The 25708-nt window shown below is 74.6% G+C and carries 24 protein-coding genes; 15 read left to right on the plus strand and 9 right to left on the minus strand.

The features are described 5' to 3' along the window. Window positions 1-10 precede the first annotated feature (10 nt). Window positions 11-1672 (minus strand): hypothetical protein, encoded by a 1662-nt coding sequence (locus SM577_RS29940; RefSeq protein ID WP_474588559.1) that lies wholly within the window; start codon window positions 1670-1672, stop codon window positions 11-13. A 173-nt stretch (window positions 1673-1845) separates the two neighbouring features. Here SM577_RS29940 and SM577_RS29945 point away from each other — a divergent pair, with 173 nt between their 5' ends. The 8 genes from SM577_RS29945 (at window position 1846) to SM577_RS29980 (ending at window position 11256) form a co-directional block, all read left to right on the plus strand. Beyond that, window positions 1846-3825 carry a TIGR03960 family B12-binding radical SAM protein gene (locus SM577_RS29945; RefSeq protein WP_302919046.1) on the plus strand — a complete coding sequence of 660 codons (1980 nt, stop codon included), beginning with the start codon at window positions 1846-1848 and terminating at the stop codon, window positions 3823-3825. Window positions 3826-4001: 176 nt separating this feature from the next. Continuing rightward, window positions 4002-4721: a TIGR03936 family radical SAM-associated protein gene (locus SM577_RS29950; RefSeq protein WP_302919652.1), complete on the plus strand. Its 720-nt coding sequence runs from the start codon at window positions 4002-4004 to the stop codon at window positions 4719-4721. 131 nt (window positions 4722-4852) lie between these two features. After that, window positions 4853-7828 carry an Rne/Rng family ribonuclease gene (locus SM577_RS29955; RefSeq protein WP_474588560.1) on the plus strand — a complete coding sequence of 992 codons (2976 nt, stop codon included), beginning with the start codon at window positions 4853-4855 and terminating at the stop codon, window positions 7826-7828. A 118-nt stretch (window positions 7829-7946) separates the two neighbouring features. After that, a complete protein-coding gene (locus tag SM577_RS29960; protein WP_302919044.1) occupies window positions 7947-8429 on the plus strand; it encodes a hypothetical protein in 483 nt (160 codons plus the stop codon). Window positions 8430-8594: 165 nt separating this feature from the next. After that, on the plus strand, window positions 8595-8909 hold the full coding sequence (rplU, locus tag SM577_RS29965; RefSeq protein ID WP_088992380.1) for a 50S ribosomal protein L21: 315 nt from the start codon (window positions 8595-8597) through the stop codon (window positions 8907-8909). Between the two features lie 11 nt (window positions 8910-8920). After that, window positions 8921-9175 (plus strand): 50S ribosomal protein L27, encoded by a 255-nt coding sequence (gene rpmA / locus SM577_RS29970; RefSeq protein WP_302919043.1) that lies wholly within the window; start codon window positions 8921-8923, stop codon window positions 9173-9175. A 91-nt stretch (window positions 9176-9266) separates the two neighbouring features. Further along, window positions 9267-10736, plus strand: a complete 1470-nt coding sequence (gene obgE, locus SM577_RS29975; RefSeq protein WP_474581846.1) for a GTPase ObgE — start codon at window positions 9267-9269, stop codon at window positions 10734-10736. 70 nt (window positions 10737-10806) lie between these two features. Beyond that, window positions 10807-11256: a GNAT family N-acetyltransferase gene (locus tag SM577_RS29980; RefSeq protein WP_474581847.1), complete on the plus strand. Its 450-nt coding sequence runs from the start codon at window positions 10807-10809 to the stop codon at window positions 11254-11256. 61 nt (window positions 11257-11317) lie between these two features. On the opposite strand, the gene SM577_RS29985 is transcribed toward SM577_RS29980, so the two are convergent. Both SM577_RS29985 and SM577_RS29990 read right to left on the minus strand, forming a co-directional pair. Then, entirely contained in the window at window positions 11318-11977 is a 660-nt protein-coding gene (locus SM577_RS29985; protein ID WP_302919040.1) for a DUF6766 family protein, read from the minus strand. Window positions 11978-12086: 109 nt separating this feature from the next. Further along, window positions 12087-12569, minus strand: a complete 483-nt coding sequence (locus SM577_RS29990; protein ID WP_474588561.1) for a DUF4383 domain-containing protein — start codon at window positions 12567-12569, stop codon at window positions 12087-12089. A 252-nt stretch (window positions 12570-12821) separates the two neighbouring features. On the opposite strand from SM577_RS29990, the gene SM577_RS29995 reads away from it, so the two are divergent. Genes SM577_RS29995 through SM577_RS30005 form a run of 3 tightly spaced genes read left to right on the plus strand, consistent with a single transcriptional unit; the run spans window position 12822 to window position 14738 of the window. Then, window positions 12822-13595 carry a hypothetical protein gene (locus SM577_RS29995; protein ID WP_474581849.1) on the plus strand — a complete coding sequence of 258 codons (774 nt, stop codon included), beginning with the start codon at window positions 12822-12824 and terminating at the stop codon, window positions 13593-13595. 28 nt (window positions 13596-13623) lie between these two features. Next, window positions 13624-14091 (plus strand): phage holin family protein, encoded by a 468-nt coding sequence (locus tag SM577_RS30000; RefSeq protein WP_474588562.1) that lies wholly within the window; start codon window positions 13624-13626, stop codon window positions 14089-14091. After that, window positions 14088-14738 (plus strand): DUF3618 domain-containing protein, encoded by a 651-nt coding sequence (locus SM577_RS30005; protein ID WP_302919036.1) that lies wholly within the window; start codon window positions 14088-14090, stop codon window positions 14736-14738. The genes SM577_RS30000 and SM577_RS30005 overlap by 4 nt, the downstream gene beginning before the upstream one ends. Before the next feature lie 159 nt (window positions 14739-14897). Here SM577_RS30005 and SM577_RS30010 read toward each other — a convergent pair whose 3' ends face one another. Both SM577_RS30010 and SM577_RS30015 read right to left on the minus strand, forming a co-directional pair. Next, entirely contained in the window at window positions 14898-15998 is a 1101-nt protein-coding gene (locus SM577_RS30010) for a glycosyltransferase family 2 protein (protein ID WP_474588563.1), read from the minus strand. Next, a complete protein-coding gene (locus SM577_RS30015) occupies window positions 15995-16732 on the minus strand; it encodes a class I SAM-dependent DNA methyltransferase (protein WP_474588564.1) in 738 nt (245 codons plus the stop codon). Before SM577_RS30015 ends, SM577_RS30010 begins: the two co-directional genes overlap by 4 nt. A 145-nt stretch (window positions 16733-16877) precedes the next feature. Between SM577_RS30015 and SM577_RS30020 the strand changes: the two genes are divergently transcribed. Further along, on the plus strand, window positions 16878-17513 hold the full coding sequence (locus SM577_RS30020) for an SRPBCC family protein (RefSeq protein ID WP_474581852.1): 636 nt from the start codon (window positions 16878-16880) through the stop codon (window positions 17511-17513). After that, complete coding sequence (locus SM577_RS30025) at window positions 17510-18682, plus strand: zinc-dependent alcohol dehydrogenase (RefSeq protein WP_474581853.1); 1173 nt, start codon at window positions 17510-17512, stop codon at window positions 18680-18682. Before SM577_RS30020 ends, SM577_RS30025 begins: the two co-directional genes overlap by 4 nt. Before the next feature lie 74 nt (window positions 18683-18756). On the opposite strand, the gene SM577_RS30030 is transcribed toward SM577_RS30025, so the two are convergent. After that, window positions 18757-20004: a cytochrome P450 gene (locus SM577_RS30030; protein WP_302919031.1), complete on the minus strand. Its 1248-nt coding sequence runs from the start codon at window positions 20002-20004 to the stop codon at window positions 18757-18759. Between the two features lie 349 nt (window positions 20005-20353). On the opposite strand from SM577_RS30030, the gene SM577_RS30035 reads away from it, so the two are divergent. Next, entirely contained in the window at window positions 20354-20740 is a 387-nt protein-coding gene (locus SM577_RS30035; RefSeq protein WP_474588565.1) for a hypothetical protein, read from the plus strand. Between the two features lie 14 nt (window positions 20741-20754). Here the strand turns inward: SM577_RS30035 and SM577_RS30040 are convergent, their stop codons facing one another. Further along, complete coding sequence (locus SM577_RS30040) at window positions 20755-20973, minus strand: DUF397 domain-containing protein (protein WP_109899781.1); 219 nt, start codon at window positions 20971-20973, stop codon at window positions 20755-20757. A 68-nt stretch (window positions 20974-21041) separates the two neighbouring features. Here SM577_RS30040 and pepN point away from each other — a divergent pair, with 68 nt between their 5' ends. Further along, window positions 21042-23558: an aminopeptidase N gene (gene pepN, locus SM577_RS30045; RefSeq protein ID WP_474588566.1), complete on the plus strand. Its 2517-nt coding sequence runs from the start codon at window positions 21042-21044 to the stop codon at window positions 23556-23558. Window positions 23559-23662: 104 nt separating this feature from the next. Here the strand turns inward: pepN and SM577_RS30050 are convergent, their stop codons facing one another. Further along, on the minus strand, window positions 23663-24868 hold the full coding sequence (locus SM577_RS30050) for an FAD-dependent monooxygenase (protein WP_474588567.1): 1206 nt from the start codon (window positions 24866-24868) through the stop codon (window positions 23663-23665). 153 nt (window positions 24869-25021) lie between these two features. Then, window positions 25022-25669: a PadR family transcriptional regulator gene (locus SM577_RS30055; RefSeq protein WP_474588568.1), complete on the minus strand. Its 648-nt coding sequence runs from the start codon at window positions 25667-25669 to the stop codon at window positions 25022-25024. Between the last annotated feature and the right edge of the window lie 39 nt (window positions 25670-25708).

Here is a 25708-nt window from a genome sequence, read left to right on the forward strand (position 1 = left end):
GCCCGTCGGCTCACTTCTGGTCGGCCGTCACGATCTGCCTGCGCATCCGGTCGAGCAGCCGGGCGCTGTCGTCGACGGAGAGCCGGGTGAACACCGCGGTGGCGATGCTGCCGTGGTCGGCCGAGGTGCAGACCACCACGTCCGTGCCGCCGTCCCGGCCGACCGCGCAGCGCCCGTGCCGGCCGCGCACCCCGGTCTCGACCACCTGCGCCTCGCCGAGCTGGTACTGCTCGGCGAGCCGGTTCAGTTCCTCCTCGGCGTCCGACTCCGGGGTGATCCGGAAGCCGGTGCCGCCGAACACGGTCACCCGCTTGCCGTCGCCGGTGGCGTAGACGCCGGCGAAGGTCTCCTCGGCCAGCCAGTGCGCCTTGCGTACCTCGGTCTCCAGTTGCCGGGCGGTCTGCTCCGACCGGCTGTCGTCGCGCAGCCGCAGATCGTCCACCTCGGCCGGCAGCGCCGCCTTCGCCGGGTACTGCGCCGTCATCGGCATGCCGTAGTAGGCCGGGCAGCCGCAGCAGCAGGCCAGGGTGAGCAGCAGCAGCCAGGGCCAGCGCCGGCGCTTGCGGACCGGGACCGGGACGTATCCCTTGGGGGCCTGCCAGCCGGGCGGCGGCGCCACCGGCGGCGGGGTCTTCCCGCGTCGTTGCCGGGGTGGCCGGACCGGGGCCGCCGGCGGCGGGGCGACCGGGGCCGGTGGACGGGCGACCGGGGCCGGTCGGGCGACCGGGGCCGCTGGCGGGGCCGGCGGACGGGCGACCGGTGGTGGCGGCAGCGGCGCGGGCGGCGGCGCGACCGGGTTGGCGGGTGGTGGGGCGGGCGGCCCGGAGTACGGCCGGGTCGGCGGCGGGGCCGGGTAGGGCAGCGTCGGCGGCAGCGCGGGCAGCTCGGCCGAGGGCAGCTCCCAGCCCCCGGTGTCCGCGCCCGCCCACGGGTCGACCGGCGGCCGGTGCTCGGGCGGCTCGGGCGGGGCCGGCGGCACGGGGGTCGGCTCCGCCGACTCACCCCAGGCCCGCCGGCGCGGCGGCGGGGGCGGGACCGGTGCCGAGCCGCTCCACCGGGGCGCGGGTGCGGCCGCCGGCTCACCGGCCGGCAGCCGCCGGGTGCCCTGCGGCCCACGGTCCGGACCGCCGTCCCCGGCGGCGGGGTCCGGGGTCGGCGCGGTGGCGTCGGCGGGCAGCCGGCGGGTGCCCTGCGGGCCGTCGCCGGCCACCGCGTCGACCGGTGTCGCGTCGGCGTCCCGCGGGCCCGGACCGGGCTGGTCGGCGGGCGGCTCGGGGGCGTCCGCGGGGGCCGGGTGCGGGGCGGCGTGGTCCGGCTGGTCGGCGGCGGCGCCCCGCGCGCCGATTTCGGGCGGGCTGGCCGGGGACGGGTGCGGGGCGGGCGGCTCGGGTTCGCCGGTGGTGGCGGCCCGTGGGTCCGCGCCGGGCTGGTCGTCGGCCGGCGGCGGCCCGCTCGCGGCCGTGGTGGGCGCGCCGGCCGGGCCGTCCTCCGGGGTTTGGCCGGGCCGGTCGGTGGGCAGCTCCCGGGTGCCCGCCGGGCCGGTGCGGGGCGCCTCGTCCGGCGGTACGGGGGAGAGGGTCGGCTCCTCGTTGACCGCCGGATCCCGGTCCGGGTGCTGCTCCGGGGGGCTCCCGTCGGCCGGCCGGTCTGCTCCCGGCTGCGGCTGCGGCATCGCGGCAATCTCCTCTCGCGCCGATCCGAGGTTAGTACCGCTGTGCCACCGTCGCCGATCCGCCCACCGCCAGCGCGGGTGACCCGGGCCGGCGGCGGCGGAGCACCCCGTCCGGTCACGTGCCGGTGGCGTGCACGCCACCACCGCCACCGGGCCGCGTACCCTTGGGCATCATGAGCGTCCCGTCCACCACCCCGCGCCCCGTCGCGGGCGAATCCGTCTGGCCCCGGCTGGAGCCGCTGCTGCCCCAGGTGACCAAGCCCATCCAGTACGTCGGTGGCGAGCTGGGTGCGGTGGTCAAGGACTGGGCCGCGGCGACCGTGCGCTGGGCGCTGATGTATCCCGACGCGTACGAGGTGGGCCTGCCCAACCAGGGCGTGCAGATCCTCTACGAGGTGCTCAACGAGCTGCCCGACGTGCTCGCCGAGCGCACCTACGCGGTCTGGCCGGACCTGGAGAAGCTGATGCGCGCGCACGGCGTGCCGCAGTTCACCGTCGACGCGCACCGCTCGGTGCGCGACTTCGACGTGTTCGGCGTCTCCTTCTCCACCGAGCTGGGCTACACCAACCTGCTGACCGCTATCGACCTGGCCGGCATCCCGCTGCTCGCCGCCGACCGCACCGACGCCGACCCGGTGATCGTGGCCGGCGGCCACGCCGCGTTCAACCCGGAGCCGATCGCCGACTTCGTCGACGCCGCCGTGCTCGGCGACGGCGAGGAGGCGGTGCTGGAGATCACCGCTATCGTCCGGGAGTGGAAGGCCGAGGGCTCCCCGGGCGGGCGCGACGAGCTGCTGCTGCGCCTGGCCCGCACCGAGAGCGTCTACGTGCCGCGCTTCTACGACGTGGACTACCTGCCCGACGGCCGGATCCAGCGGGTCGTGCCGAACCGGGCGGATGTGCCGTTCCGGGTGCACAAGCGCACGACGATGGACCTGGACGCCTGGCCGTACCCGAAGAAGCCGCTGGTCCCGCTCGCCGAGACGGTGCACGAGCGGTACGCGGTGGAGATCTTCCGGGGGTGCACCCGGGGCTGCCGGTTCTGCCAGGCCGGCATGATCACCCGGCCGGTCCGGGAGCGGTCCATCACCACGGTGGGGCAGATGGTGCAGCAGGGGCTGGAGTTCTCCGGCTTCCACGAGGTGGGCCTGCTGTCGCTGTCGTCGGCCGACCACTCCGAGATCGGCGACATGTGCTCCGGCCTGGCCGAGCAGTACGCGGGCACCAACGTCTCGCTGTCGCTGCCCTCCACCCGGGTGGACGCGTTCAACATCGACCTGGCGCAGGAGCTGTCCCGCAACGGCCGGCGTACCGGCCTGACCTTCGCCCCGGAGGGCGGGTCGGAGCGGATCCGCAAGGTCATCAACAAGATGGTGTCGAAGGAAGACCTGATCCGCACGGTCGTCACCGCGTACACCAACGGCTGGCGGCAGGTGAAGCTCTACTTCATGTGCGGCCTGCCCACCGAGACCGACGAGGACGTCCTCGAGATCGCCGACATGGCGCACGAGGTGATCCGCGCCGGCCGGGCGGCCACCGGTTCCAAGGACATCCGCTGCACCGTCTCCATCGGCGGTTTCGTGCCGAAGCCGCACACCCCGTTCCAGTGGGCGGCGATGGAGCGGCCGGAGGTCATCGACGCCCGGCTCAAGCTGCTCAAGCAGGCGATCAACGCGGACCGCTCGCTGGGCCGGGCGATCGGCTTCCGCTACCACGACGGCGAGCCCTCGCTGATCGAGGGCCTGCTCAGCCGGGGTGACCGCCGGGTCGGCGCGGTGATCCGCAAGGTGTGGGAGAACGGCGGCCGGTTCGACGGGTGGAGCGAGCACTTCTCCTACCAGCGCTGGGTGGACGCGGCGGCCGAGGTGCTGCCCGCGTTCGGGGTGGACCTCGACTGGTACACCACCCGGGAGCGCGACGAGCTGGAGGTCCTGCCCTGGGACCACCTGGACTCGGGGCTGGACAAGGACTGGCTCTGGCAGGACTGGCAGGACTCGCTGAGCGAGTACGAGCAGGACGACTGCCGGTGGACGCCGTGCTTCGACTGCGGCGTCTGCCCCGCCATGGACACCGAGATCCAGATCGGCCCCACCGGCAAGAAGCTTCTCCCGCTGACCCCGATCAACGGCCTCAAACTCCCCACTCCCCAGTAGCCCGCCCGCCCCGCGCCCCGGGCCCACTCGGTTGATCATGAAGTTGTCGTCACCGCCACCGCGTGTCGCCGACGACAACTTCATGATCAACGAGCACTGACCGAACGAGGAGCACGACGATCAGTAAGAGACCACAGCCGGAGGGCGGGCAGGCGCCGGTCGTCCAGCGCGTCCGGATCCGGTACGCCAAGCGCGGACCGTTGCGGTTCACCTCGCACCGGGACTTCGCCCGCGCCTTCGAGCGGGCGCTGCGCCGGGCCGGGGTGCCCGTCGCCTTCTCCCAGGGCTTCACCCCGCACCCCAAGATCTCGTACGCCAGCGCGGCGCCGACCGGGGTGGCCAGCGAGGCCGAGTACCTGGAGATCGGCCTGCGCGAGCAGGTCGACCCGGCGGAGCTGCGCGCCGCCCTGGACGCCGCGCTCTCGCCCGGCCTCGACGTGCTGGACGCCGTGGTGGCCAGCGGGGGCAGCCTGGCCGACCGGATCGAGGCGTCCCACTGGCGGATCGAGCTGCCCGAGGTCGACCCGCGCGTGCTGTCGGCCGCCGTGTCCGCTTTCACCACCGCCGAGGAGGTGCTGGTGGAGCGGATGACCAAGCAGGGCCGGCGTACCTTCGACGCCCGGGCGGCAGTCATCGCTATCGATGTCGTCGCGCCGACGGAGACGCCTTCCGAGGTGGCGGGCGTACCGTGTGCGATACTCGAACTGGTCGTGCGGCAGGTCACCCCCTCCGTACGGCCCGATGACGTCCTTTCCGGCCTCCGCGTGGTGGCCGCCCTGGAGCCGCCGGTTCCGCCGAGAGTGACCCGGCTGGCTCAGGGCACGCTGACCGCGCAGGGTGCGATCGCGGATCCGTTGGACGCGGACCGCGACGGGGCAACCATCGGCGGGCACTGACCGACGGTCAGCGCCCAGGCAGGCAGACTTCGCCGGTCGCACGACTCGCGCGCCCGGCGGAAACACCTTTGCGGCAACCCTGCGTGGCAGCGCTCACCCGCGCCCGGGGTAGCCAGAACTGGAGAACGTCCATGCTCGAGAACGAGCCCGAGGGCGGCGAACGGACCGGTTCACAGCCGGCCGGCGAGACCGCCGACAGCAGCAACACCCTCGACGGCAGCGCCGTCGGAAGCGCCCCGCTGGCGGGACCGGAGGGCGAGGCCCCGGCCGCGCCGGCCCGGCGGCGGGCCACCCGGCGGCGGACCACCCCGCTGAACCAGCCGGAGCAGGTCGAGACGCCGGTCGAGGCGTCCACCGCGCCCACGCCGGGCAGCGGGGAGGCCCCGGAGGCCGAGGTCCTCGCCCCGATCTCCGGCGACCTCGACGCCACGCCGAAGACGCCGCGTCGCCGGCGCAAGGCCACCACCGCGAAGGCCGCCGAGGAGCAGCCGGCCGAGGTGACGGAGGCGGCCGCCGAGGCCCCGCCGGTCAAGGCGACCCGTACCCGGCGGCGGAAGGCCGCCCCCGCGGCGGCCGAGCCGGCCGCCGAGACGCCGGCCGAGGGCGCCGCCCCGGACACCGAGCCGGCGGCCGGCACCGACTTCGGCGCGGCCGCACCGGCGACCGACAGCGGGGCGGAGCCCCGCTCCGGCGAGGTGCCGCCGGGCGTGGCGGTCAGCCCGCCCGCCGACGAGGAGACCGAGCCGGTCGCCGTCGAGCCGGAGGTCGTGGAGCCGGAGGTGGTCGAGCCGGAGCCCCGGACCCGCCGCCGGCGGGCCGCGCTCTCCGCGCCCACCGTCCTGTTCATGGCACCGCAGCCGGAGGAGATCCCGGTCGCCCGGGTCGTGCCGCCCGCTCCGGTCGAGGAGCCCGCCGAGGAGGCGGCCGAGCCGTCCCGCCGGCGCCGCCGTGGTCGCCGCGAGGCCGAACCGGTGGAGGCGGTGGAGGTCGAGGAGGAGCCGACCGAGGAGCCCGAGGAGGGCGCCGAGGAGGACGAGGACGAGACCGCGGCCGCCCGCCGTCGTCGCCGCCGGGGTCGCCGGGGCCGGGGCCGCGGCAAGGGCGGCGTCGAGGACCTCGAGGACGAGGAGGCCGAGGAGGCCGTCCGGGCCGACGCCGAGGAGGCCGACGCCGAGGAGGCCGAGGCGGAGGAGGCCGAGGAGGACGAGGCCGAGGGCGGCGAGGGGCTGACCCGCCGCCGGCGTCGTCGTCGCCGCCGGGGCGCCGGGGACACCGAGGGCGCCGCCGAGGACGGCGTGCCGACCGTGGTCAAGATCCGCGAGCCCCGCCGGACCGTCGACGAGGTGCAGGGCGTCTCCGGTTCGACCCGGCTGGAGGCCAAGCGGCAGCGCCGCCGGGACGGCCGCGAACAGCGCCGGACCCGCCCGCCGATCCTCAGCGAGTCGGAGTTCCTGGCCCGCCGCGAGGCGGTCGACCGGGTGATGGCGGTGCGCCAGCGCGGTGACCGCACCCAGATCGCCGTCCTGGAGGACGGCGTGCTGGTCGAGCACTACGTCACCCGCAACTCCGCCGGCACCATGGCCGGCAACGTCTACCTGGGCAAGGTGCAGAACGTGCTGCCCAGCATGGAGGCGGCCTTCGTCGACGTCGGCCGCGGCCGTAACGCGGTGCTCTACGCCGGCGAGGTCAACTGGGACTCCACCGGTCTGGAGGGGCGGGCCCGCTCGATCGAGCAGGCGCTGAAGTCCGGCGACTCGGTGCTGGTGCAGGTCACCAAGGACCCGATCGGGCACAAGGGCGCCCGGCTGACCAGCCACATCGCGCTCTCCGGCCGGCACCTGGTCTACGTGCCGAACGGCAACGCCTCCGGGATCAGCCGGAAGCTGCCGGACAACGAGCGCAAGCGGCTGCGGGACGTGCTGAAGAAGCTGGTTCCGGACGGCGCGGGCGTGATCGTGCGGACCGCCGCCGAGGGCGCCAGCGAGGACGAGCTGGCCCGCGACGTGAAGCGGCTCCAGGCGCAGTGGGAGGACATCCAGGCCAAGGCGGCCTCCGGTGGCGCCCCGGTGCTGCTCTACGAGGAGCCGGACCTGGTCATCCGGGTGGTCCGGGACCTGTTCAACGAGGACTTCCGCGAGCTGGTCATCGAGGGCGACGAGGCGTACGACATGGTCGAGTCGTACCTGTCGCACGTCTCGCCCGACCTGGTGGCCCGGCTGCGCCGGCACGTCGGCACCACCGACGTCTTCGCCGAGTACCGGATCGACGAGCAGATCCTCAAGGGGCTCGACCGCAAGGTCTTCCTGCCCTCCGGCGGCCACCTGGTGATCGACCGGACCGAGGCGATGACCGTGGTCGACGTGAACACCGGCAAGTACACCGGCGCCGGCGGCAACCTGGAGGAGACGGTCACCCGGAACAACCTGGAGGCCGCCGAGGAGATCGTCCGCCAGCTCCGGCTGCGCGACATCGGCGGCATCGTGGTGATCGACTTCATCGACATGGTGCTGGAGTCGAACCGGGAGCTGGTGCTGCGCCGGCTGACCGAGTGCCTGGGTCGGGACCGCACCAAGCACCAGGTCACCGAGATCACCTCGCTGGGTCTGGTGCAGATGACCCGCAAGCGGATCGGCGCCGGCCTGCTGGAGGCGTTCAGCGAGACCTGCGACTGCTGCAAGGGTCGCGGTGTGATCATCCACACCGAGCCGGTGCCCGAGAAGCCGCGTGCCGGCGGGACGGCGGAGAAGGTCAAGGCGGTCGCCTCCGCGGTCGCCGCCCCCGAGTCGGCCGGCGGGACGTCCCGGCGGCGGGCCCGCAAGAGCGCGCCGGCCGAGCGGACCGTGGTCGAGGTGACCGACACCGACACCGCCGCCACCACCACGACGGACGCCGACTACCACGACACCATGGGCTACGACCTGTCCCGCTACGAGGCGGACACCGCGGCCGCGCCGGAGGTGTCCGACAGCCAGCAGGGCGAGTCGGCCCGGCTGGCCGCGCCGGACGACCCGGACGCGCTCGCCGAGGCCGAGGCCGAGGAGTCGGAGGGCGGCGCCGGGCGGCGCCGGTCCCGCCGGGGCGGCGCGCGGCGGCGTACCCGGCCGTGACCGGCTGACCAGCCTCGGGTTTGACAGGGCCCCTTCCCCGGCAAAGTCCGGTGGGAGGGGCTCTGCCGTCCGCGCCGGCCGGGACGGGACCGGTTCGCCCCGGGACTGGAGGAGAAGGATGCGCCGTCTGCTCGCCGTCACGGTGGCCGCCACCGCCCTGCTCGTTCCGGCGGGTTGCGCCGCCGACCGGCCGGAGCCGGCCGAGCCGGTCACCCCGGCCGCGTCGGCCGGCGCCCTGACCTCCGGCCCGGCGGCGAGCGGGGTGGCTGGCGGCGACGCCACCGGGGCGTGCGCCGCCGCGCGGCAGGCCGGCGCCACCGCGGTGAGCACGTACGTCGAGCAGGTGGGCAGGATGCTCGCCGCGACCGGGGCGAACGACGCCGCGACGGCGGAAACCGCCCGCCGGCGGGCCGAGGCCGCCCTCGTCGGCTGGCGGACCGCCCTGCGGCAGCAGGCGGAGCGGGCCGGGGATCCCCAGCTCAAGACCCTGCTGGCTGACCTGGCCGGTGAGCTGGAGGCGCTGGGCACCGACCTCGACGCGATAGACGAGAGCGAGCTCGACCGGCTCCAGCAGCGCCTTGACCAGCTCTGCGGCCGCTGACCGGCCGGCCCGGTTTGGGCGTCCGGCCTGCCATGGCGTACGCTTGCCTGCGGCGCACTTTGGTGTGCCGAGTTCCCGCGTGCCCACGCCGCCGTGCCACTGCTACCCGGCGAGCCGCCGCGGGGACTACCGCCAGCAGCCTCAACGACAGGGAGTCCGCCTCCGATGTACGCGATCGTCAAGACCGGCGGCAAGCAGTACAAGGTCGCCGAGGGCGACGTGATCGAGGTCGAGAAGCTCGCCGGTGCCCCCGGCGACGCGGTGAAGCTCGCCGCGGTGCTCCTCGTCGACGGTGACGACCTGGTGACCGACGCGGCGAAGCTTGCCAAGGTCGAGGTGTCCGGCGAGATCGCCGCGCACACCAAGGGCCCGAAGATCCGGATCCACAAGTTCAAGAACAAGACCGGCTACCACAAGCGCCAGGGTCACCGCCAGCCGCTGACCCAGGTCAAGGTGACCGGCATCTCCAGCGGGAAGTAGGTCGTCCTCCAATGGCTCACAAAAAGGGTGCGTCCAGCTCGCGTAACGGCCGTGACTCCGCGGCCCAGCGGCTCGGCGTGAAGCGCTTCGGTGGTCAGGTCGTCAGCGCCGGCGAGATCATCGTCCGGCAGCGTGGCACCAAGTTCCACCCCGGTGACCTGGTCGGCCGCGGCGGGGACGACACGCTCTTCGCGCTGGCCGCCGGTGCTGTGCAGTTCGGCACCAAGCGCGGTCGCAAGACCGTCAGCATCGTGCCGCAGCAGTAGTTGTTCGGTCGAAGCGGGCCGCGGACCTGGTGTCCCGGCCCGCTTCGCCGTTTCTCGTGCGGGGGCGTGCCTCGCTGGAAGGATTGGCGTCGTGACGACGTTCGTTGACCGGGTCGTCCTGCACCTGCAGGCCGGCGACGGCGGGCACGGCTGTGTCTCGATCCACCGGGAGAAGTTCAAGCCCTTCGGCGGGCCCGACGGCGGCAACGGCGGGCACGGCGGCAGCGTCTCGCTGGTGGTCGACCCGCAGGTGCACACGCTGCTCGACTTCCACTTCCGACCGCACGTCAAGGCGCCGAACGGCAAGGGCGGCGCCGGCTCGAACCGGGACGGCGCCAACGGCGGCGACCTGGTGCTCAAGGTGCCCAACGGCACGGTGGTGCAGACGCTCGACGGCACGGTGCTGGCCGACATGGTCGGCGCCGGCACCACCTTCGAGGTGGCCCGGGGCGGCCGGGGCGGCCGGGGCAACGCCGCGCTGGCCAACGCCCGGCGCAAGGCCCCCGGCTTCGCCGAACTGGGCGAGCCCGGCGAGCAGCTCGACGTGGTGCTGGAGCTGAAGAGCGTCGCCGACGTCGGCCTGGTCGGCTTCCCGTCGGCCGGCAAGTCGTCGCTGATCTCGGTGCTCTCGGCGGCCAAGCCCAAGATCGCCGACTACCCGTTCACCACCCTGGTGCCCAACCTCGGTGTGGTCCGGGTCGACAACCACACCTTCACCGTCGCGGACGTGCCCGGCCTGATCCCCGGTGCGGCCACCGGCAAGGGGCTCGGCCTGGAGTTCCTCCGGCACGTCGAGCGCTGCGCGGTGCTGGTGCACGTGATCGACACGGCGACCCTGGAGCCGGGGCGGGACCCGCTCGCCGACATCGACGCCATCGAGTCCGAGCTGACCGAGTACGGCGGGCTGGCCGACCGGCCCCGGCTGGTCGCGCTGAACAAGGTCGACGTGCCGGACGGCCGGGACCTCGCCGAGATCGTCCGCCCCGACCTGGAGGCGCGTGGCCTGCGGGTGTTCGAGGTCTCCGCGGCCACCCGGGAGGGGCTCAAGGAGCTCAGCTACGCGATGGCCGAGCTGGTGGAGGCGTCGCGCAAGGCGGCCCCGCCGGCCGAGCCGACCCGGATCGTGATCCGCCCGACCGCGGTGGACGACGCCGGGTTCACCATCGAGCCGGCGCCGGACGGCGCCTGGGTGGTGCGCGGCGTACGGCCGGAGCGCTGGGTGCGGCAGACGAACTTCGACAACGACGAGGCGGTCGGCTACCTGGCCGACCGGCTGGCCCGGCTGGGCGTCGAGGAGAAGCTCGCCAAGGCCGGCGCCGAGGCGGGCGACCTGGTCCGCATCGGCGACCGGGAGTTCGACTGGCAGCCCACCCTCTACGCCGGCGTCGACTTCATCCCCGGCAACCGGGGCACCGACGTCCGGCTGGAGGAGAAGTCGGCCCGCGCCTCGGCGGCGGAGCGGCTGGCGGCCCGCAAGGCCCGCCGGCAGCGGCCGGCCGACGAGGTCGAGGCCGGCGAGGTGGCGGCCGGCGAGTCGGCCGTGGAGGCCGACGCCGAATAGCTCGTTGCGCTCCGTGACCAGGTTGCCCGCTGGAAACCTGGGCGAAATCCGCGCGTCGTAACGTGGCGTGATGCTGATCGAGTCACGTCCCGCCACCGATCCGGAGATCGCCGCCCTGGTCGCGGCCCAGCAGCGCGAGCTGCGCGAGGCCGACGGCGGGCTGGACGGGCAGGCCACCGTGACCCACGACGACATCCGTTACCTGGCGGTGGTGGTCGACGGGCGCGCGGTGGCCTGCGGCGGGATCCAGGCGCTGGACGCCGGCACCGGCGAACTCAAGCGGATGTACGTCCGGCCCGCGTACCGGGGGCGGGGGATCGCCCGGCAGTTGCTCGTCGCGCTCGAGGAACTGGCCTTCCAGCAGGGGCACGAGAGGCTCTGCCTGGAGACCGGCAGTTACCTGCCGGCGGCCATCGGCCTCTACACCTCCTGCGGCTACCAGCCGATCCCGGTCTACGGCGAGTACGTCGACAACCCGTACAGCGTCTGCTTCGCCAAGCGGCTGCCGGTGCCGGCCTGACGGCCGGTCGACCGCCCGGCGGGCTGGCGGCCGGTCGACCGGCCGGGCGGCTGCCGGCCGGTCAGGCGCCGGTGTGCGCGTGCTCGACGGTGACCGGCTTCGACTCCGGGGAGGCGTGCTGGCGCAGGAAGATGCTCAGCACGATCAGGGTGCCGACGGCGAGGAACTCGCTCTGCCAGTTCTGCATGGACTGGAACCAGAAGTCGCTGGTGCCGAGGAAGTCCCAGACGCCGATCGGCGGGGCGCCGCTCTGCAACGCCTGCTGCTGGTTGTACTCGGCGGTGCCGGCGAACAGGTGGCCGAGGAACGAGCCGGCGAAGATCAGCAGCAGCGCGATGGAGAGGCTGTTGCGGTACACCACCAGGGGCAGCCCGCCGACGCGTACCGGCCAGGGGGATTCCGGCTTGGCCCGCCGCTCGTCGTCCTCCGGCCGGTCGGTCTGCTCCAGCGGCTTCGACTCCGCCGATCCGCGCTGCACCAGGTACGCGGTGAGCAGCACGTAGCCGCCCATCTGGAGGAACTCCGACTCCCAGTTCTCGAAGACCGCCTCCAGGAAGTGTCCGCTGCTCAGGTACGCCACCCAGCTGACCTGGGGGGCGCCGAACTCGGCCAGTTCCTGGTTGTGGGTCTGCCAGCCGAACACGCTCTGCAGCACCAGGAAGACCAGGAACGCGCCGAACATCGACACGCTCAGTGCGTTGTTCCGTAGCCACCGGGGCATCGTCGCCTCCTCGTCGGAGATCCGGTGACTCTCCGTTGCCCCAACGGATCAGCCGGCAAACTCCGCCGCCGCCTCCGTCACCCGGTTGGTACGGCGGCAGCACCGCCGGTCAGGGGCGGTCGAACGGGGTGTCGAGCCGGCTGCCGGTGCCGAGCCGGTTGGACAGCAGCAGGCCGAAGGCGAGCATGCCGAAGCCGAGCACCAGGTGCAGCCAGTTGTCGGCGTCGTTGACCGGGATGAAGTTCGCCACGCTCTCCCGGTCGATGACGAAGCCGTAGAGCCAGAGCCCGAGGTAGAGGGCGCCACCGCCGGCCAGGAAGATCCGGGACCCGGCGATGCTGCGGGCCATCACCAGGCCGACCAGCCCGAAGCCCAGGTGCAGGATGTTGTGCAGGATCGACACCTGGAACACGCCGAGCAGCTTGGCCCCCGAGTGGTGCCCCGCGAAGTCCAGCTCGTCGTAGCCGGTGGTGATGCCGGGGATGAACCCGAGCACCCCCACCAGGGCGAAGACCCCGGCCGCGGCCACCGCGGCGATCTGGACCCCGGGTTTGCGCCCCGCGACCGCGCCACCGCGTGCGTCACGCGCCATCGATGTCACCTCCGTGGATCCGCGGCCTCTCCGCGGCGCCGGTCGCGAGAAGCGCTCGTTACCGTCCGCATCGGCGACGTCACCCCAACCCGACGATCCTCCATTTTGTAACCCTGCGCGGACCGCTCCGCAGAGAAATGGCGAATCAGGTATGGACCCGGCGACGCAGGGTAGGTGAATCTGCGCGGCGGTCGGACGGCCGGCGCATCCCCCCAGCACACCCGCGACGACTTTCCGAGCGGAAGGGACATCATGACTTACGATCTGTCACCCACGTCTGCCACCTACGGGCAGGAGTCGAACGGCGGCGGCGTCCGCGAACAGGCCCGCCAGGTCGGCTCGGAGGCCAAGCAGGCCGGCGGCGCCGTCGCGCAGACCGCCAAGGAGCAGGGCACCGAGGTCGGCCGCGAGGCGGCCCGGCAGGCCCGCAACCTGTACGGCGAGGCGCGCACCCAACTCGCCAGCCAGACCAGCGAGCAGCAGCGCCGCGCCGCCGGCGGGCTCCGCTCGCTGGCCGACGAGATGCGGACGATGGCCGAGCAGGGCGGGCAGGCCGGCCCGGTGAGCGAACTGGCCCGCCAGGCCGCCGACCGGGTGCACGGGGTGGCCGGGTGGCTGGAGGCGCGCGAGCCCGGCGACATCCTCGCCGAGGTGCGCGACTACGCCCGCCGCAACCCGGGCACCTTCCTGGTGGGCGCGGCCGTGCTCGGCGTGCTCGCCGGCCGGCTGACCAAGAACATCGCCGCCACCGGTGACGGCCAGGGCGGCGGCCACCGGGCGTACGGCTCGGGCGCCGGCTACGACCCGGAGCAGACCGCGGTCATCCCCACCCCGCCGGCCCCCCGCGCGGTTCCGGACGCCGCGCCCCCGGGCGGCTACCTCGACCCGACGCCAGGCGCCTACCCCGACCCCGGCACCACCACCAGCTACGCCGACCCGGCCGGCGGCACCGGCCAGCCGCTGCCGCCGGTGAACCAGACCGACCCGCTGCCGGGCGTGCCGTCCAGCGGAACCACCCGTCCGTGAGCCGAGTCATCCGAAGGGAGGCGGCGGCATGAGCATGCCGACGCAGGGGTCCGGACTGGACTCCGGTTACCAGCCCTCCGCGGGTGCGCCGCACACCGCGGACGAGGTCAGGGGCAGCTCGATCGGCGAGCTGATGCGCCAGGTCACCACCGACCTGTCCACCCTGATGCGCCAGGAGGTGGAGCTGGCCAAGGCGGAGATCCGCCAGGAGGGCAAGAAGGCGGGCAAGGCCGCCGGGTTCTTCGGCGGCGCCGGCTTCGGCGGCTACATGGTGGCGCTCTTCCTCTCGCTGGCCCTGTGGGCCGGGCTGTCCAACGTGATGGACGCCGGCTGGGCGGCGCTGATCGTGGCCGTGATCTGGGGCGTGATCGCCGCCGTCCTCTACTCCATGGCGAAGAAGAACGCGGAGCGGATCCGCGGCCTCAAGCAGACCAACGACAGCGTGCAGCGGATCCCCGACGCGCTCAAGCCCCACCCGCAGGAGGTCACCCGATGAGCACCGACCCCGCCCAGATCCGCCGGGAGATCGAGGCCACCCGCAACAACCTGAGCTCCGACGTGGACGCGCTGGCGTACAAGGTCAGCCCGAGCCGCATCGTCGACGACCGTAAGCAGCGGGTCCGCACCGCGCTGCAGAATGTGAGGGACAAGGTTATGGGAACCGCTTCGGACCTGGGCCACGGCACCGGCCACGCCGCCCACTCGGTGGGCGACCGGGCCTCGTCGGCGGCGCACACGGTCAGCGACAAGGCCCAGTCGGCGGCCTCGACCGTCGGGGACGCCGCGCAGCGGGCGCCGCAGGTGATCCGGGAGAAGTCCGAGGGCAACCCGCTGGCCGCCGGCCTGATCGCGTTCGGCGTCGGCTGGCTGGCCTCGTCGCTGATCCCGGCCACCCGCCGCGAGCAGCAGGTGGCCACGCAGGTCAAGGAGAAGGCCAGCGAGCACACCGGCGCGGTCAAGGAGAAGCTGACCGAGGTGGCCGGTGAGCTGAAGGAGGAGCTGCGCGAGCCGGCGCAGCAGGCGACCGAGTCGGTGAAGTCCACCGCGCAGGAGGCCGTGCATGCCGTCAAGGACGACACGAGGTCCGCCGCGCAGGACGTGAAGGACCAGGCGCAGCAGTCCCGCGACCAGGTGCGGTACTGACCGGCCGGTCACCGTACACCGCAGCTCGCGGCCACTACCCGGCACCGCCGGTGAGTGGCCGCGAGCTGCCGTGTGCGTCCCGGCTCTCGCGATCGTGCACCCTGGGTTCGGCATCCGCGGCGTTACCACCCCGCCGGGGCGGAACGCGCACGATCGCGGTCAGCGGAGGCGGCGGCGGAGGGCGCGTTCGGAGTGGGCGGCGCGGCGGACGCGGGTGCCCGCGTAGCGGACGCCGCCGAAGAGGACCCGGCGGCCGACCGCCAGCCAGGCGCAGACGCCCCGCTCCAGCAGCCACAGCGGCGCCGCCAGGGCGGTGGCGGGCGGGAAGACCACCGTGCCGCCGGCCCGCCGCCGGCCGACCTCGGCCAGCCCCACGGTGGTCGCGGCCGCGCCGAGCAGCAGCCCGGGTCGCCGGGCCAGGGTCACCGCCGCCAGCGCCGGCAGGACCGCCAGCGAGGTCACCAGCCGCACCGGCTGGGCCAGGTCGTCGTACGCCTGGCGGACCCGCTGGCCGCGGAAGTGCGCGGTGTCCGGGGGCAGCCGACGGACGTACAACCCGGCCGGGGCCGCCTCGGTGCCCCCGTACGCGCGCACCGTGCGGATCAGCTCCAGGTTCTCGAAGAGCACGTCCGGGTCGTAGCCGCCCATGCCGAGGAAGGTGCTCCGGCGCACGGCGAGGGTGCCCGGGTAGTCCGCGCCGAGCGCCCGGTTCAGCAGGGTCCGCCCGGTGTCCCAGTACGCGTGCCACGGCAGCGGGTCGAAGTAGTTCTGCGGCCGGACCAGGTCCACCCGGTGCAGCAGCCGGTGTACCGCGCGCAGCCCGGCCTCGTCGTAGCGGACGTCGTCGTCGGCGACCACCACGTGCTCGTGCCGCGCCGCCCGGACGCCGGTGAGCACCCCGACGACCTTGCCGTTCACGCCGCGCAGCGCCGGATCCGGGGGCATGTGCCGGAGCAGCCCGCGCCAGGCGCGCGCGTGCCGGGCGAAGACCTCCGGGGCGGAGCCGTCCACCACTGTCACCTCGACCCGGGTGGCGAGCCACCGCAGGTAGTCGGTCAGCTCGGCCAGGCCGGCGTCGTCGGCCCAGCGCAGCGGCAGCACGTACGACATCGGCAGCGGGCGCGGCCGGTCGCCGGCGGGCCCGGCCGTGGCGGCCCGGGCGGATTCGTCGCCGCTGGTCGGACCGGTCGGACCGGGCGCGGGCGGGCGGGCCCGGTCGTCGCCGGTGGCCCCGCCGGCCGGGCGGGTCGGGGCGCTCACGCCGCCACCGGCCGGCGCCAGACCGAGACGTGCTCCCGGCTGTCGTCGCTGAACGGCCGCCCGGACCAGTCCGCCCAGCGGTGCTCCCGGGCCATCCCGGCCAGCTCGGCCATCAGGTCCAGCTCGGCCGGCCAGGCGTAGCGGTGGTTCGCCGGCAGCAGCCGCACCCCGCCGTCGGTGAGCCGGATCTTCGTGGTGGTCATCCGCTGCTCGGCCGGGTGCAGCACGGCCGCCTCCAGCAGCACCTCGTCCTCGGCGACCCGCACCGGCCGCAGCGCGGACCCGGCCCGGAACGCGCCCGGGTCCGGCACCCACGCCTCGACCACGAACCGGCCGCCCGGACGCAGGTGGGCGGCGACGTTGCGGAAGCAGGCCACCTGAGCGGCCTGGTCCGGCAGCGCGAAGATGGTGTTGAAGGCCAGCACGACCAGCGCGAACTCGCCGGGCACCCGGGTCTGCGCGAAGTCGCCGACGGCTACCTCCATCCGGTCGCCGCCCGGCTTGGCCCGCAGCCCGGCCACCATCTCGGGCGAACCCTCGATGCCGGCGACGGTCAGGCCCCGCGCCAGCAGCGGCAGCGCCAGCCGCCCGGTGCCGACGCCGAACTCGCAGACCGGGCCGCCGTCGGCCAGCGCCGCCAGCCGCTCCACCGCCTCGGCCGGGTCCAGGTGGGCGTACGTGTCGTCGTAGACGGCGGCGACGTGCCGGCCGTAGGCGCTGGCGTCGAAGGGCAACGGGGCCTCCCGGGCGAGATGTCGGTGCCCGCAGCAGGTGCCCGGATATCGCTGGATCAAACCGGTCTGTCGTTTCGCGGGGCCGGTGCCGGGTAGCGCAACGGCACGGGCTGTCCACCCCGAGGCGCCCGGTGGAGGAGACGTGATGACCAGCAACGGAACGAGGTGGGTGCTGCTCGGCGCCGGGGCGTTGACCGCGGTCGGCGTCGGCCGGACGGTGGCCCGGCGCCGCCGTCGGCACCAGCCGGAGCGGCAGGACGGCTGGTACGTGGTGCGGCGCGGGATCACCGTGGACCGGCCGGTGGACGAGGTGATCGGCTTCTGGACCGACCGGGAGCGGCTGGACCGGGCGCTGGCGGAGTGGGCGACGCTGGAGCAACTGGCCGACAACCGCTGGCGGTGCGTGGCCCGCGACCCGGCCGGCGGCGGCACCGAGTGGTGCGCCGAGATCCAGGTCGCCGGCCCGGGACGGCTGACCTGGCGGGTGACCGACGGGCCCGAGCAGCACGGCACGGTCGAGCTGGTGCCCGCGCCGCAGGACCGGGGCACCGAGATCCGGGCCGAGCTGCGCTACCGCTCCGGGCGGTTGCGCCGGGCGTTCGGCCTGGCCGCCGGCGACGAGCCGGACCTGGGCCTGCGGGACACCCTGCGCCGGGTGAAGTCGCTCATCGAGGCCGGGCAGGTGATCGACACCCGTCGGGACCCGTCCGGTCGGAGCCCGGCCCAGGAGGCGGCGACCGACAGGGTGCGCGAGAAGCTGACGACGGGAGGCCGGGCGTGAGGGCGCTGTGCTGGGAGGGAGTCGGCAAACTGGCCGTGCGCGACGTCCCCGAGCCGCGGATCCGCGCCGAGGGCGACATCATCGTCAAGGTCCGGGCCAGCAGCGTCTGCGGATCGGACCTGCACCTGATCAACGGCTACCTGCCGGCGATGCGCGAGGGGGACGTGCTCGGTCACGAGTTCATGGGCGAGGTGGTGGAGACCGGGCCGGGGGTACGCCGGCTGAAGGTCGGCGACCGGGTGGTGGTCGGCTCGGTGGTGGCCTGCGGCGGCTGCTGGTACTGCCGGACCGAGCAGTACTCGCTCTGCGACAACTCCAACCCGCAGCCGGTCTTCACCGAGAAGCTCTGGGGGCACTCCCCGGCCGGCATCCTCGGCTACTCGCATGCCGCCGGCGGCTACTCGGGCAGCCACGCGGAGTACGTCCGGGTGCCGTTCGGCGACGTCGGGGCGTTCCCGGTGCCCGACGGGGTGCCGGACGACTCGGTGGTCTTCGCCTCCGACGCCATGCCCACCGGCTGGATGGCCGCCGACTTCTGCGGGCTCACCGGCGGCGAGGTGGTCGCGGTCTGGGGCGCCGGCGGGGTGGGGCAGATGGCCGCCCGCGCCGCCCAGTTGCTCGGCGCCGGGCGCGTGATCGTCATCGACCGGCTGCCGGAGCGGCTGGCCACCGCCGCCGACCGGCTCGGCGTGGAGACTGTCAACTACGCGGATACCGACGTGCTGGAGGCGCTGCGCGAGATGACCGCCGGACGGGGGCCGGACGCCTGCATCGAGGCGGTCGGCATGGAGAGCCACGACGTCGGCCCGGCGTACGCGTACGACAAGGCCAAGCAGACCGCGCGCCTGCAGTCCGACCGGCCCACCTCGGTCCGCCAGGCGATCATGGCCTGCCGCAAGGGCGGCACGGTGAGCATCGTCGGCGTCTACGGCGGGCTCGTCGACAAGTTCCCGCTCGGCGCGGCGATGAACAAGGCGCTGGTGCTGCGGATGGGGCAGATGCACGCCCAGCGCTACATCCCGATGCTGCTGGACCGGCTCGCCGCCGGCGAGATCGATCCCGGCTACCTCGCCACCCACCCGCTGTCGCTGGAGCAGGGGGTGCGCGGCTACGAGGTGTTCGAGAAGAAGCAGGAGGGCTGCCTGCGCAGCGTGCTGCACCCGGCCTGACCGGCTGGCGCGCCGGCCCCGCCCGCCGAAGGGCCGCCCCCACGCCGGGCGGCCCTTCGGCGGGCGGCCGGACGTCAGGCGGTCCGCCGCACGTTGGTGATCAGGAAGCCGCTGGGCGGCAGCGCCGGCATCCGGCGCAGGCTCACCGCCAGGTCCTGCGGCGGCACGTCGTACCGCATGGCGGTGGTCAGGTTGGTCACCGCCCGCTTCATCAGCTCGATGGTGATCCACTCGCCGGCGCAGCGGTGCCCGGTCAGGTGCTCACCGCCGCCCTGCGGGATCAGCCCGAACGGGTCGGCCCGCCAGTTGGCGAAGCGCTCCGGGCGGAACTGCTCGGGCTGCGGCCAGAGGGTGGGGTCGTGGTTGGTGCCGTACAGGTCCAGCACCACCCGCCGCCCGCGCGGGAAGTGGTAGCCCTGCCAGTCGAAGGAGCGCCGGACCCGGGCCGCCGCCATCGGGAAGAACGGGTAGTAGCGGCGGACCTCCTGCACGAAGCACTCGGCGGCCTCGTCGCTCTCCCCGGCCCGCTGTCGCCAGGCCGGGTGGTCGTGCAGGGCCAGCGCGGCGAAGACGATGAAGCGGTCCACGGCGACCGTCGGCCGGAGCACGTTGAGCAGTTCCACCGCGGCGATCCGGCGGGGCAGCGGCCGCCCCCGCTCGTCCCGGTGCTCGGCGATCACCCGGAGCGCGCTGCCCTCCGGGGCGGGCAGGGTGCCGACCCGGGCCCGCTCGACGAGGTCGCCCGCCCAGTGTTCGCCCCGGCGGCGGCCCAGCAGGCCCCGCCAGTGCCGGGGGCCGAGCGCGGCCGGCCCGTCGATCATCGCGTGCAGCTCGTCGGTGCGCCGGAGCACGTCGCCGTCGGCCAGCGGCACCCCGGCCCAGGCGCAGACCGCGCGGGTGAGCATCCGGCCCAGCTCGTCGTAGAGCACGACCGGCCCGGACTTCTCCCAGACCGGGATCCGGGCCCGCCACTCGTCGTCGAAGAGCTGGCCGATCTGCCGGACCGCGGTCGGCGTCATGATCGACATCAGCATCGCCTTGCGGTCCCGGTGGGTCGCGCCGTCGAGCCCCTGCACGCCGCCGCGACCGGTGAGCGTCCGCTGGGCCCGCAGCGGCATGGCGCCGGCGCGGACGAAGCGTTCGTTGTCGTAGAAGAGCACCGCCGCCGGCCGGCCGCGCAGGCAGATGGTGCGTTCCAGCAGCAGCCGGGTCTGGAAGATGTCCGTGCCGTACCGGTCGCACCGGGCACCGACGAAGCGGTAGCCGTCGCGCAGGAAGGCGAGGGTGCTGTCCGGGCTGCGGTCCGCCGGGATGGACGGCATGGCGCCTCCTGACGCTGCGGTGCGGGGCCGTGACCGTGGCCGGCCCGCCGATGTGCTTCGGCCACGTTGCTTCTACCCAGGTCAGGGGCGCTGAATCCCGGGTCCGGCCGGCCCCGACGGCACGGCTGGCCGGGGAGGGGCCAGCAAACCGCCCGCCGGCTGGCCCCTCCCCGGAGCGGCCGGATCTGCTTGGCTGGGTGGGCGGCGTCGGGTGCGGTGGCGCGGGCCGTCCGGCAGCGGACCGGTTCGCCGGGCCACCGGCGGGTCACCCCCGGGTGGTCGGCCGGCGTGCCCGGCGAGGCGGCGCCGGGCGGGCCGGCGCCGATGAGTCGACCACGGGGAGGGGCCCATGCGGGACAACACGTCGCCGTACTGGCGGCAGCGTACGGTCGAGCGGCTCGGCGGGGGACGGGACGCCGCCGGGGCGCCGCTGCTCGCGCCGCCCCCGCGGGCCGCCCGGCCGGTCCGCTTCTACACCGTGCACCTCGGCTTCACCGCCGCCGGCCCGGCCGACGCCCGCGAGCTGGCGGTCGGCTACGCCGAGGCGCTGAGCCTGCTCCGGCCCGAGCTGGCGCTCGGCGCGGCCGCGTTGTCGCCCGCCGACGCCTGGCACCGGGCCGAGCGGCTGTTCTGCGGGGCCGTCGGTCCCGACGGCGAGCGCTGCGCGGACGTGGCCGAGCATCCGGGGTTCCACCACGCGGCCGGCCCCGGCGGTCTCGGCTGGGGCGACGGGTGAGCCCGCCGCTCCGGTCAGTCCAGGTCGAACTCGCCATCCTGGGCGCCGGCCACGAAGGCGTCCCACTCGGCCTGGGTGAAGACCAGCACCGGCCCGTCCGGTTCGGCCGAGTTGCGCATGCCGATCAGGTCGTCGACGAAGGCGACCTCGACGGCGCTGTCGGAGGTGTCGCCCTCGGCCCGTTGCCAGACCGCCCGGGACAGGTCGAAGTCGCCCTTGGGGTGCGAAGCCATGGTTCATCCTCCAGTGCCACGGGTCACGGGGGAGACACGTGCGGTTCCCCATCCGGCAGGATAAGCGGATGCCCAGCCTGACCCGTGTAGAGGCGACCGCGCGTGGCGCGGCGATCACCGTCGAGTCCTACCAGGTGGACCTCGACTTCACCGGCGGTGCGGAGCGGTTCCGCTCGCACGTCACCATCCGGTTCCGGGCGACCGCCGGCACCGCGACGTTCGTCGAGGTCAAACCCGCGAAACTGCTGGCGGTACGGCTCAACGACAGCGACCTGGACCCGGCCACGCTGGACGACAACCGGCTGCCGCTGACCGGGCTGGCCGAGACCAACACGCTGACCGTCGAGGCCGAGATGGCCTACACCAACACCGGCGAGGGGATCCACCGGTTCGTCGACCCGGCCGACGGCGAGACCTACCTCTACGCCATGTCCTTCCTGGACGACGTGCAGCGCATCTTCGCCGCCTTCGACCAGCCCGACCTGAAGGCCCCGGTCACCCTCGCGGTGACCGCCCCGGAGCACTGGACGGTGGCGGCCAACGGCGTGCTCGCCGCCACCCCGCGCCCCGGCCGCTGGGAGTTCGCCCCGACCGCGCCGCTGGCCACCTACTTCGTCTCGCTCGTCGCCGGGCCCTGGCACGTGCGACGCGACGAGCACGACGGCATCCCGCTCGGCGTCTACTGCCGCCGCTCGCTCGCCGAGCACCTGGACGCCGACGCGGACGAGATCTTCACCGTCACCAAACAGTGCCTGGACCGGTTCCACCAGCTCTTCGACGAGCGCTACCCGTTCGGCAAGTACGACCAGGCGTTCGTGCCGGAGTTCAACGCCGGCGCGATGGAGAACCCGGGGCTGGTCACCTTCCGCGACGACTACGTCTTCCGGTCCGCGGTGACCGACACCCAGCGCGAGCTGCGCGCCACCACCATCGCCCACGAGATGGCGCACATGTGGTTCGGCGACCTGGTCACCATGCGCTGGTGGGACGACCTGTGGCTGAACGAGTCCTTCGCGGAGTACCTGGGCACCCGGGTCACCGCCGAGGCGACCCGCTTCGACCAGGCGTGGACCACCTTCGCGATGCGCCGCAAGGCCTGGGGCTACGCCGCCGACCAGCGCCCCTCCACCCACCCGGTGGCGCCCGAGGAGGTGGCCGACGCCGCCCAGGGGCTGCTCAACTTCGACGGCATCTCGTACGCCAAGGGCGCCAGCGTGCTGCGGCAGCTGGTGGCCTGGCTCGGCGACGACGCCTTCCTCGCCGGCCTGAACGCCCACTTCGCGAAGCACCGCTTCGGCAACGCCACCCTGGCCGACCTGCTCGGCAGCCTCTCCGCCGCCAGCGGACGCGACCTGGCCGGCTGGGCCGAACGCTGGCTGCGCCGCGCCCAGGTCAACACGCTGCGCGCCGAGGTCGCCGTCGACGCCGACGGCCGCTACCGCGAGGTGACGGTGGTGCAGACCGCCCCGGAGACGCACCCGGTGCTGCGCCCGCACCGCATCGGCGTGGGCCGGTACTCCGCCGACGGCACTGTCGACCGGATCGAGGTGGATCTCGACCCGGACACCGACGGCGGCCGGACGGTGCTCGCCGAGCTGACCGGCCAGCCGGCGGCCCGGTTGCTGCTGCCCAACGACGGCGACCTGACCTTCGCCAAGGTCCGCCTCGACCCGGCCTCGGCCGACGCCGTGCCGCTGGTGCTGCCGGGTCTGGCCGACCCGCTGGCCCGGGCGCTGCTGTGGCGCGAGGCGCTGGACGCCGCCATCGACGGGGAGCGGCCGGTGAGCGGGCTGGTCGAGCTGATCGCCGCCGCGCTGCCCGCCGAGACCGAGGTGATCGTCGCCGAGGACGTGCTCACGCTCAGCCGCTCGCTGATCGACCGCTACCTGGAGCCGGCGGCCCGCACGGCCGCGCTGGCCCGGGTCGCCGACGCCTGCCGGCACCTGCTCGACGGCGCCCCGGCCGGCCGGTCGTTGCAGCTGGCCGCGGCCCGCGCCTGGATCGCCGCCACCACCGACGCCGACCTGCTCACCGGCTGGCTGGCCGGGCGCGGCGTACCGGCCGGGCTGGCCGTCGACGCGGAGCTGCGCTGGGCGGTGCTCTACCGGCTGGTGGTGCTCGGCGCGGCCGGCGAGACGGAGATCGCCGCCGAGGCGGCCGCCGACCCGAGCGCCGCGGGCGCCGAGCGGGCCGCCCGGTGCTGGGGCGCGCTGCCCGACCCGGCGGCGAAGCGGGCCGCGTGGGAGATCGTCGTGTCGAACGCCGAGCTGTCCAACCGGCTGGTCGAGGCGACCGCGGAGGGCTTCTGGCAGCCCGAGCAGGCCGAGCTGACGGCCGGGTACGTCGAGCGCTACTTCGCCGACATGCCGGCCGCGGCGCGGCTGCGTACGCCCTGGACGGCGGACCGGGTGGCCGGCCTGGCCTTCCCCCGCTACGCGGTGGCGCAGCCCACCCGGGAGGCGGCCGCGGCGCTGCTGGCCCGCGACGACCTCACTCCCGGTCTGCGCCGGGTGGTCACCGACGCCGACGACGACCTGCGCCGGGCGCTGGTCGCCCGCACCGCCGTCGCCGCCGCCACCGCCTGATCCGGCCGGGCGGCGGGCCGCCGCCTTCGGTCGACCAGGGTGGACGGTGCGGCGTGCGCCAGTGGGGTGGCACACCGAGCCCGGTGTGCCACCCCACTGGCCGGTCAGCGCCGCGCCGGCTCGGGCGCCACCGGGGCGTCCCAGTCGATGACGTAGCGCTGTTCCGGGCCGACCGTCTTCTCCGGGTTCATCGCGGTCTTCACCAGCAACGGCATCAGCAGCGGCATCAGCGCGCGGGCCACCGGGCCCGGCGCCTTGGCCTGGTTGATCCGGGCCGCCCGGGCGGCGATCCGCTCCACCCGGGCGCGCCGCAGCCGCTCGAAGGTGGCGAACGCCGAACCGACGTCGGGCAGGTCGCGCAGGCAGCGGGCGAGCTGCACGGCGCTCTCGATGGCCAGCGACGCGCCCTGCCCGGAACTGTTCGAGGGCGCGTGCGCCGAGTCGCCGACCAGCACCATCCGCCCCCGGTGCCAGTGCGGCACCGGCGGCATGATGTGCAGCGCGCCCACCACCTGCAGGCCGGCCGGGTCGCTGGTGCGGAGCAGGTCGCGGCCCGGGTCGTCGTCGGCGTACGCGGCCCGCAGCGTGCGCAGCCACTCGTCCGGCGCGACCGCGCGGGCCTCGACCAGGCTCATCGGCCGCTGCCCGGGCAGGTTGACCCCCCACCGGGTGCCGCCGCCCGGCTCGGGCCAGTAGAGGTAGTAGCCGCGCTGGCCGAAGGCGAAGGTCATGGTGCCCGGTTCGACGTCCACCTCGTGCCGGGCGACCGACTCGAAGCCGAGCAGGCCGGTGAACCGCGGGCCGGGCGCCGCCGGGTCGATGAGGGTGCGCACGGTCGACCGGACGCCGTCGGCGCCGATCAGCACGTCGGCCGTGGCGGTGCTGCCGTCGGCGAAGACCGCGGTCACCCCGGCGGCGGTCTCCCGCGCCTCGACCAGGCGCTTTCCGTGCTCGATCGGTACGTCCGCGGCGCGGGCCCGCTCGTGCAGCACCCGGTGCAGTTCGTTGCGGTGCACCACCCGCAGCGGTGGCACGTCGGCCAGGCCGGGCAGGTCGATGCGCTTGCGGCCGACGGCCATCACCGTCCGGTGGATGGGGGTGGCGATCGCGGTCACCGCGTCGGCGGCGTCGACGGTACGCAGGGCGGCGACGCCGTTCGGGGCGAGCGCGAGGGTGCCGCCGATGCCGTCGGTGGTGCTCGGGTACGCCTCGTGGACGGTGGCGGCGATGCCGGCGCGGCGTAGCGCCAGCGCGGTCACCGGGCCGGCGATGCCGCCGCCGATGACGAGGGCTGTCCTCACTCGGGTCATGGGTCCTCTCCAGGGGTTCGATGGTGTGCGAAACCGTCCTGGGTGGGAGCCCGGTTATCCTCGTGGTTGCCGCTTCGGGCCGGGCACCTTCCCAGGTGTGGTTCGAGGTAAGGGCCCCGGCGCGGTGTTGGCGCACCGCGCCGGGGCCGCCGGTCACTCGGTGCGGCGGCTCCTCTCCGCGACGTCGGTCAGCTCGGCCGGCAGCTCACCGGTCTCGTGGAAGGTCCGCCACTGGTCGAGCCCGGGGAAGTCGCCCGAGGTGAAGGCGGCCAGCAGGTCGCGGACCCAGGCCGCCTCCGCCTCCTGGACCGCCAGGTCGTACTCGGACTCGACCAGGAACAGCCGGGGCACCTGGCGCAGGTGCTCGGCGAGCGCCGCCCGACCGGCCCGGATCAGCTCGTCGAGCAGTTCCAGCCGGCGCCGCAGCAGCGCCGTCGCCTCGTCGGGGTGCAGCGCGGCGAGCACGGAGAGGCCGGCGCGGAACCGGGACTGCTCCGACTCCGGGGTGGAGACCAGCTCCCGCGCCCAGTCGACCAGCTCGGCCCGGCCGGCGTCGGTGATCCGGTAGACCGTGCGCTCGGGTCGCCGGCCCGCCCGGACGCTCTCCACCGCCGCGATCAGCCCGTGCCGGTCGAGGTTGCGGATGACCGTGTAGAACGACCCCCACTTGATCTCCATGTCCTGGTCCTTGCCCCAGGCCCGCAGCGCGGTGGCGATCTCGTACGGGTGCATCGGCCGCTGGACGAGGGCGGAGAGCACGGCCAGCGCCAGCAGGTTCCCCACCTTGCGTCGCTTGGGCATGGCCACCTCCTCGCCGCACTCGCCTGCGATTACTCGTAG

The sequence above is a fragment of the Micromonospora desertarenae genome (assembly GCF_056150265.1).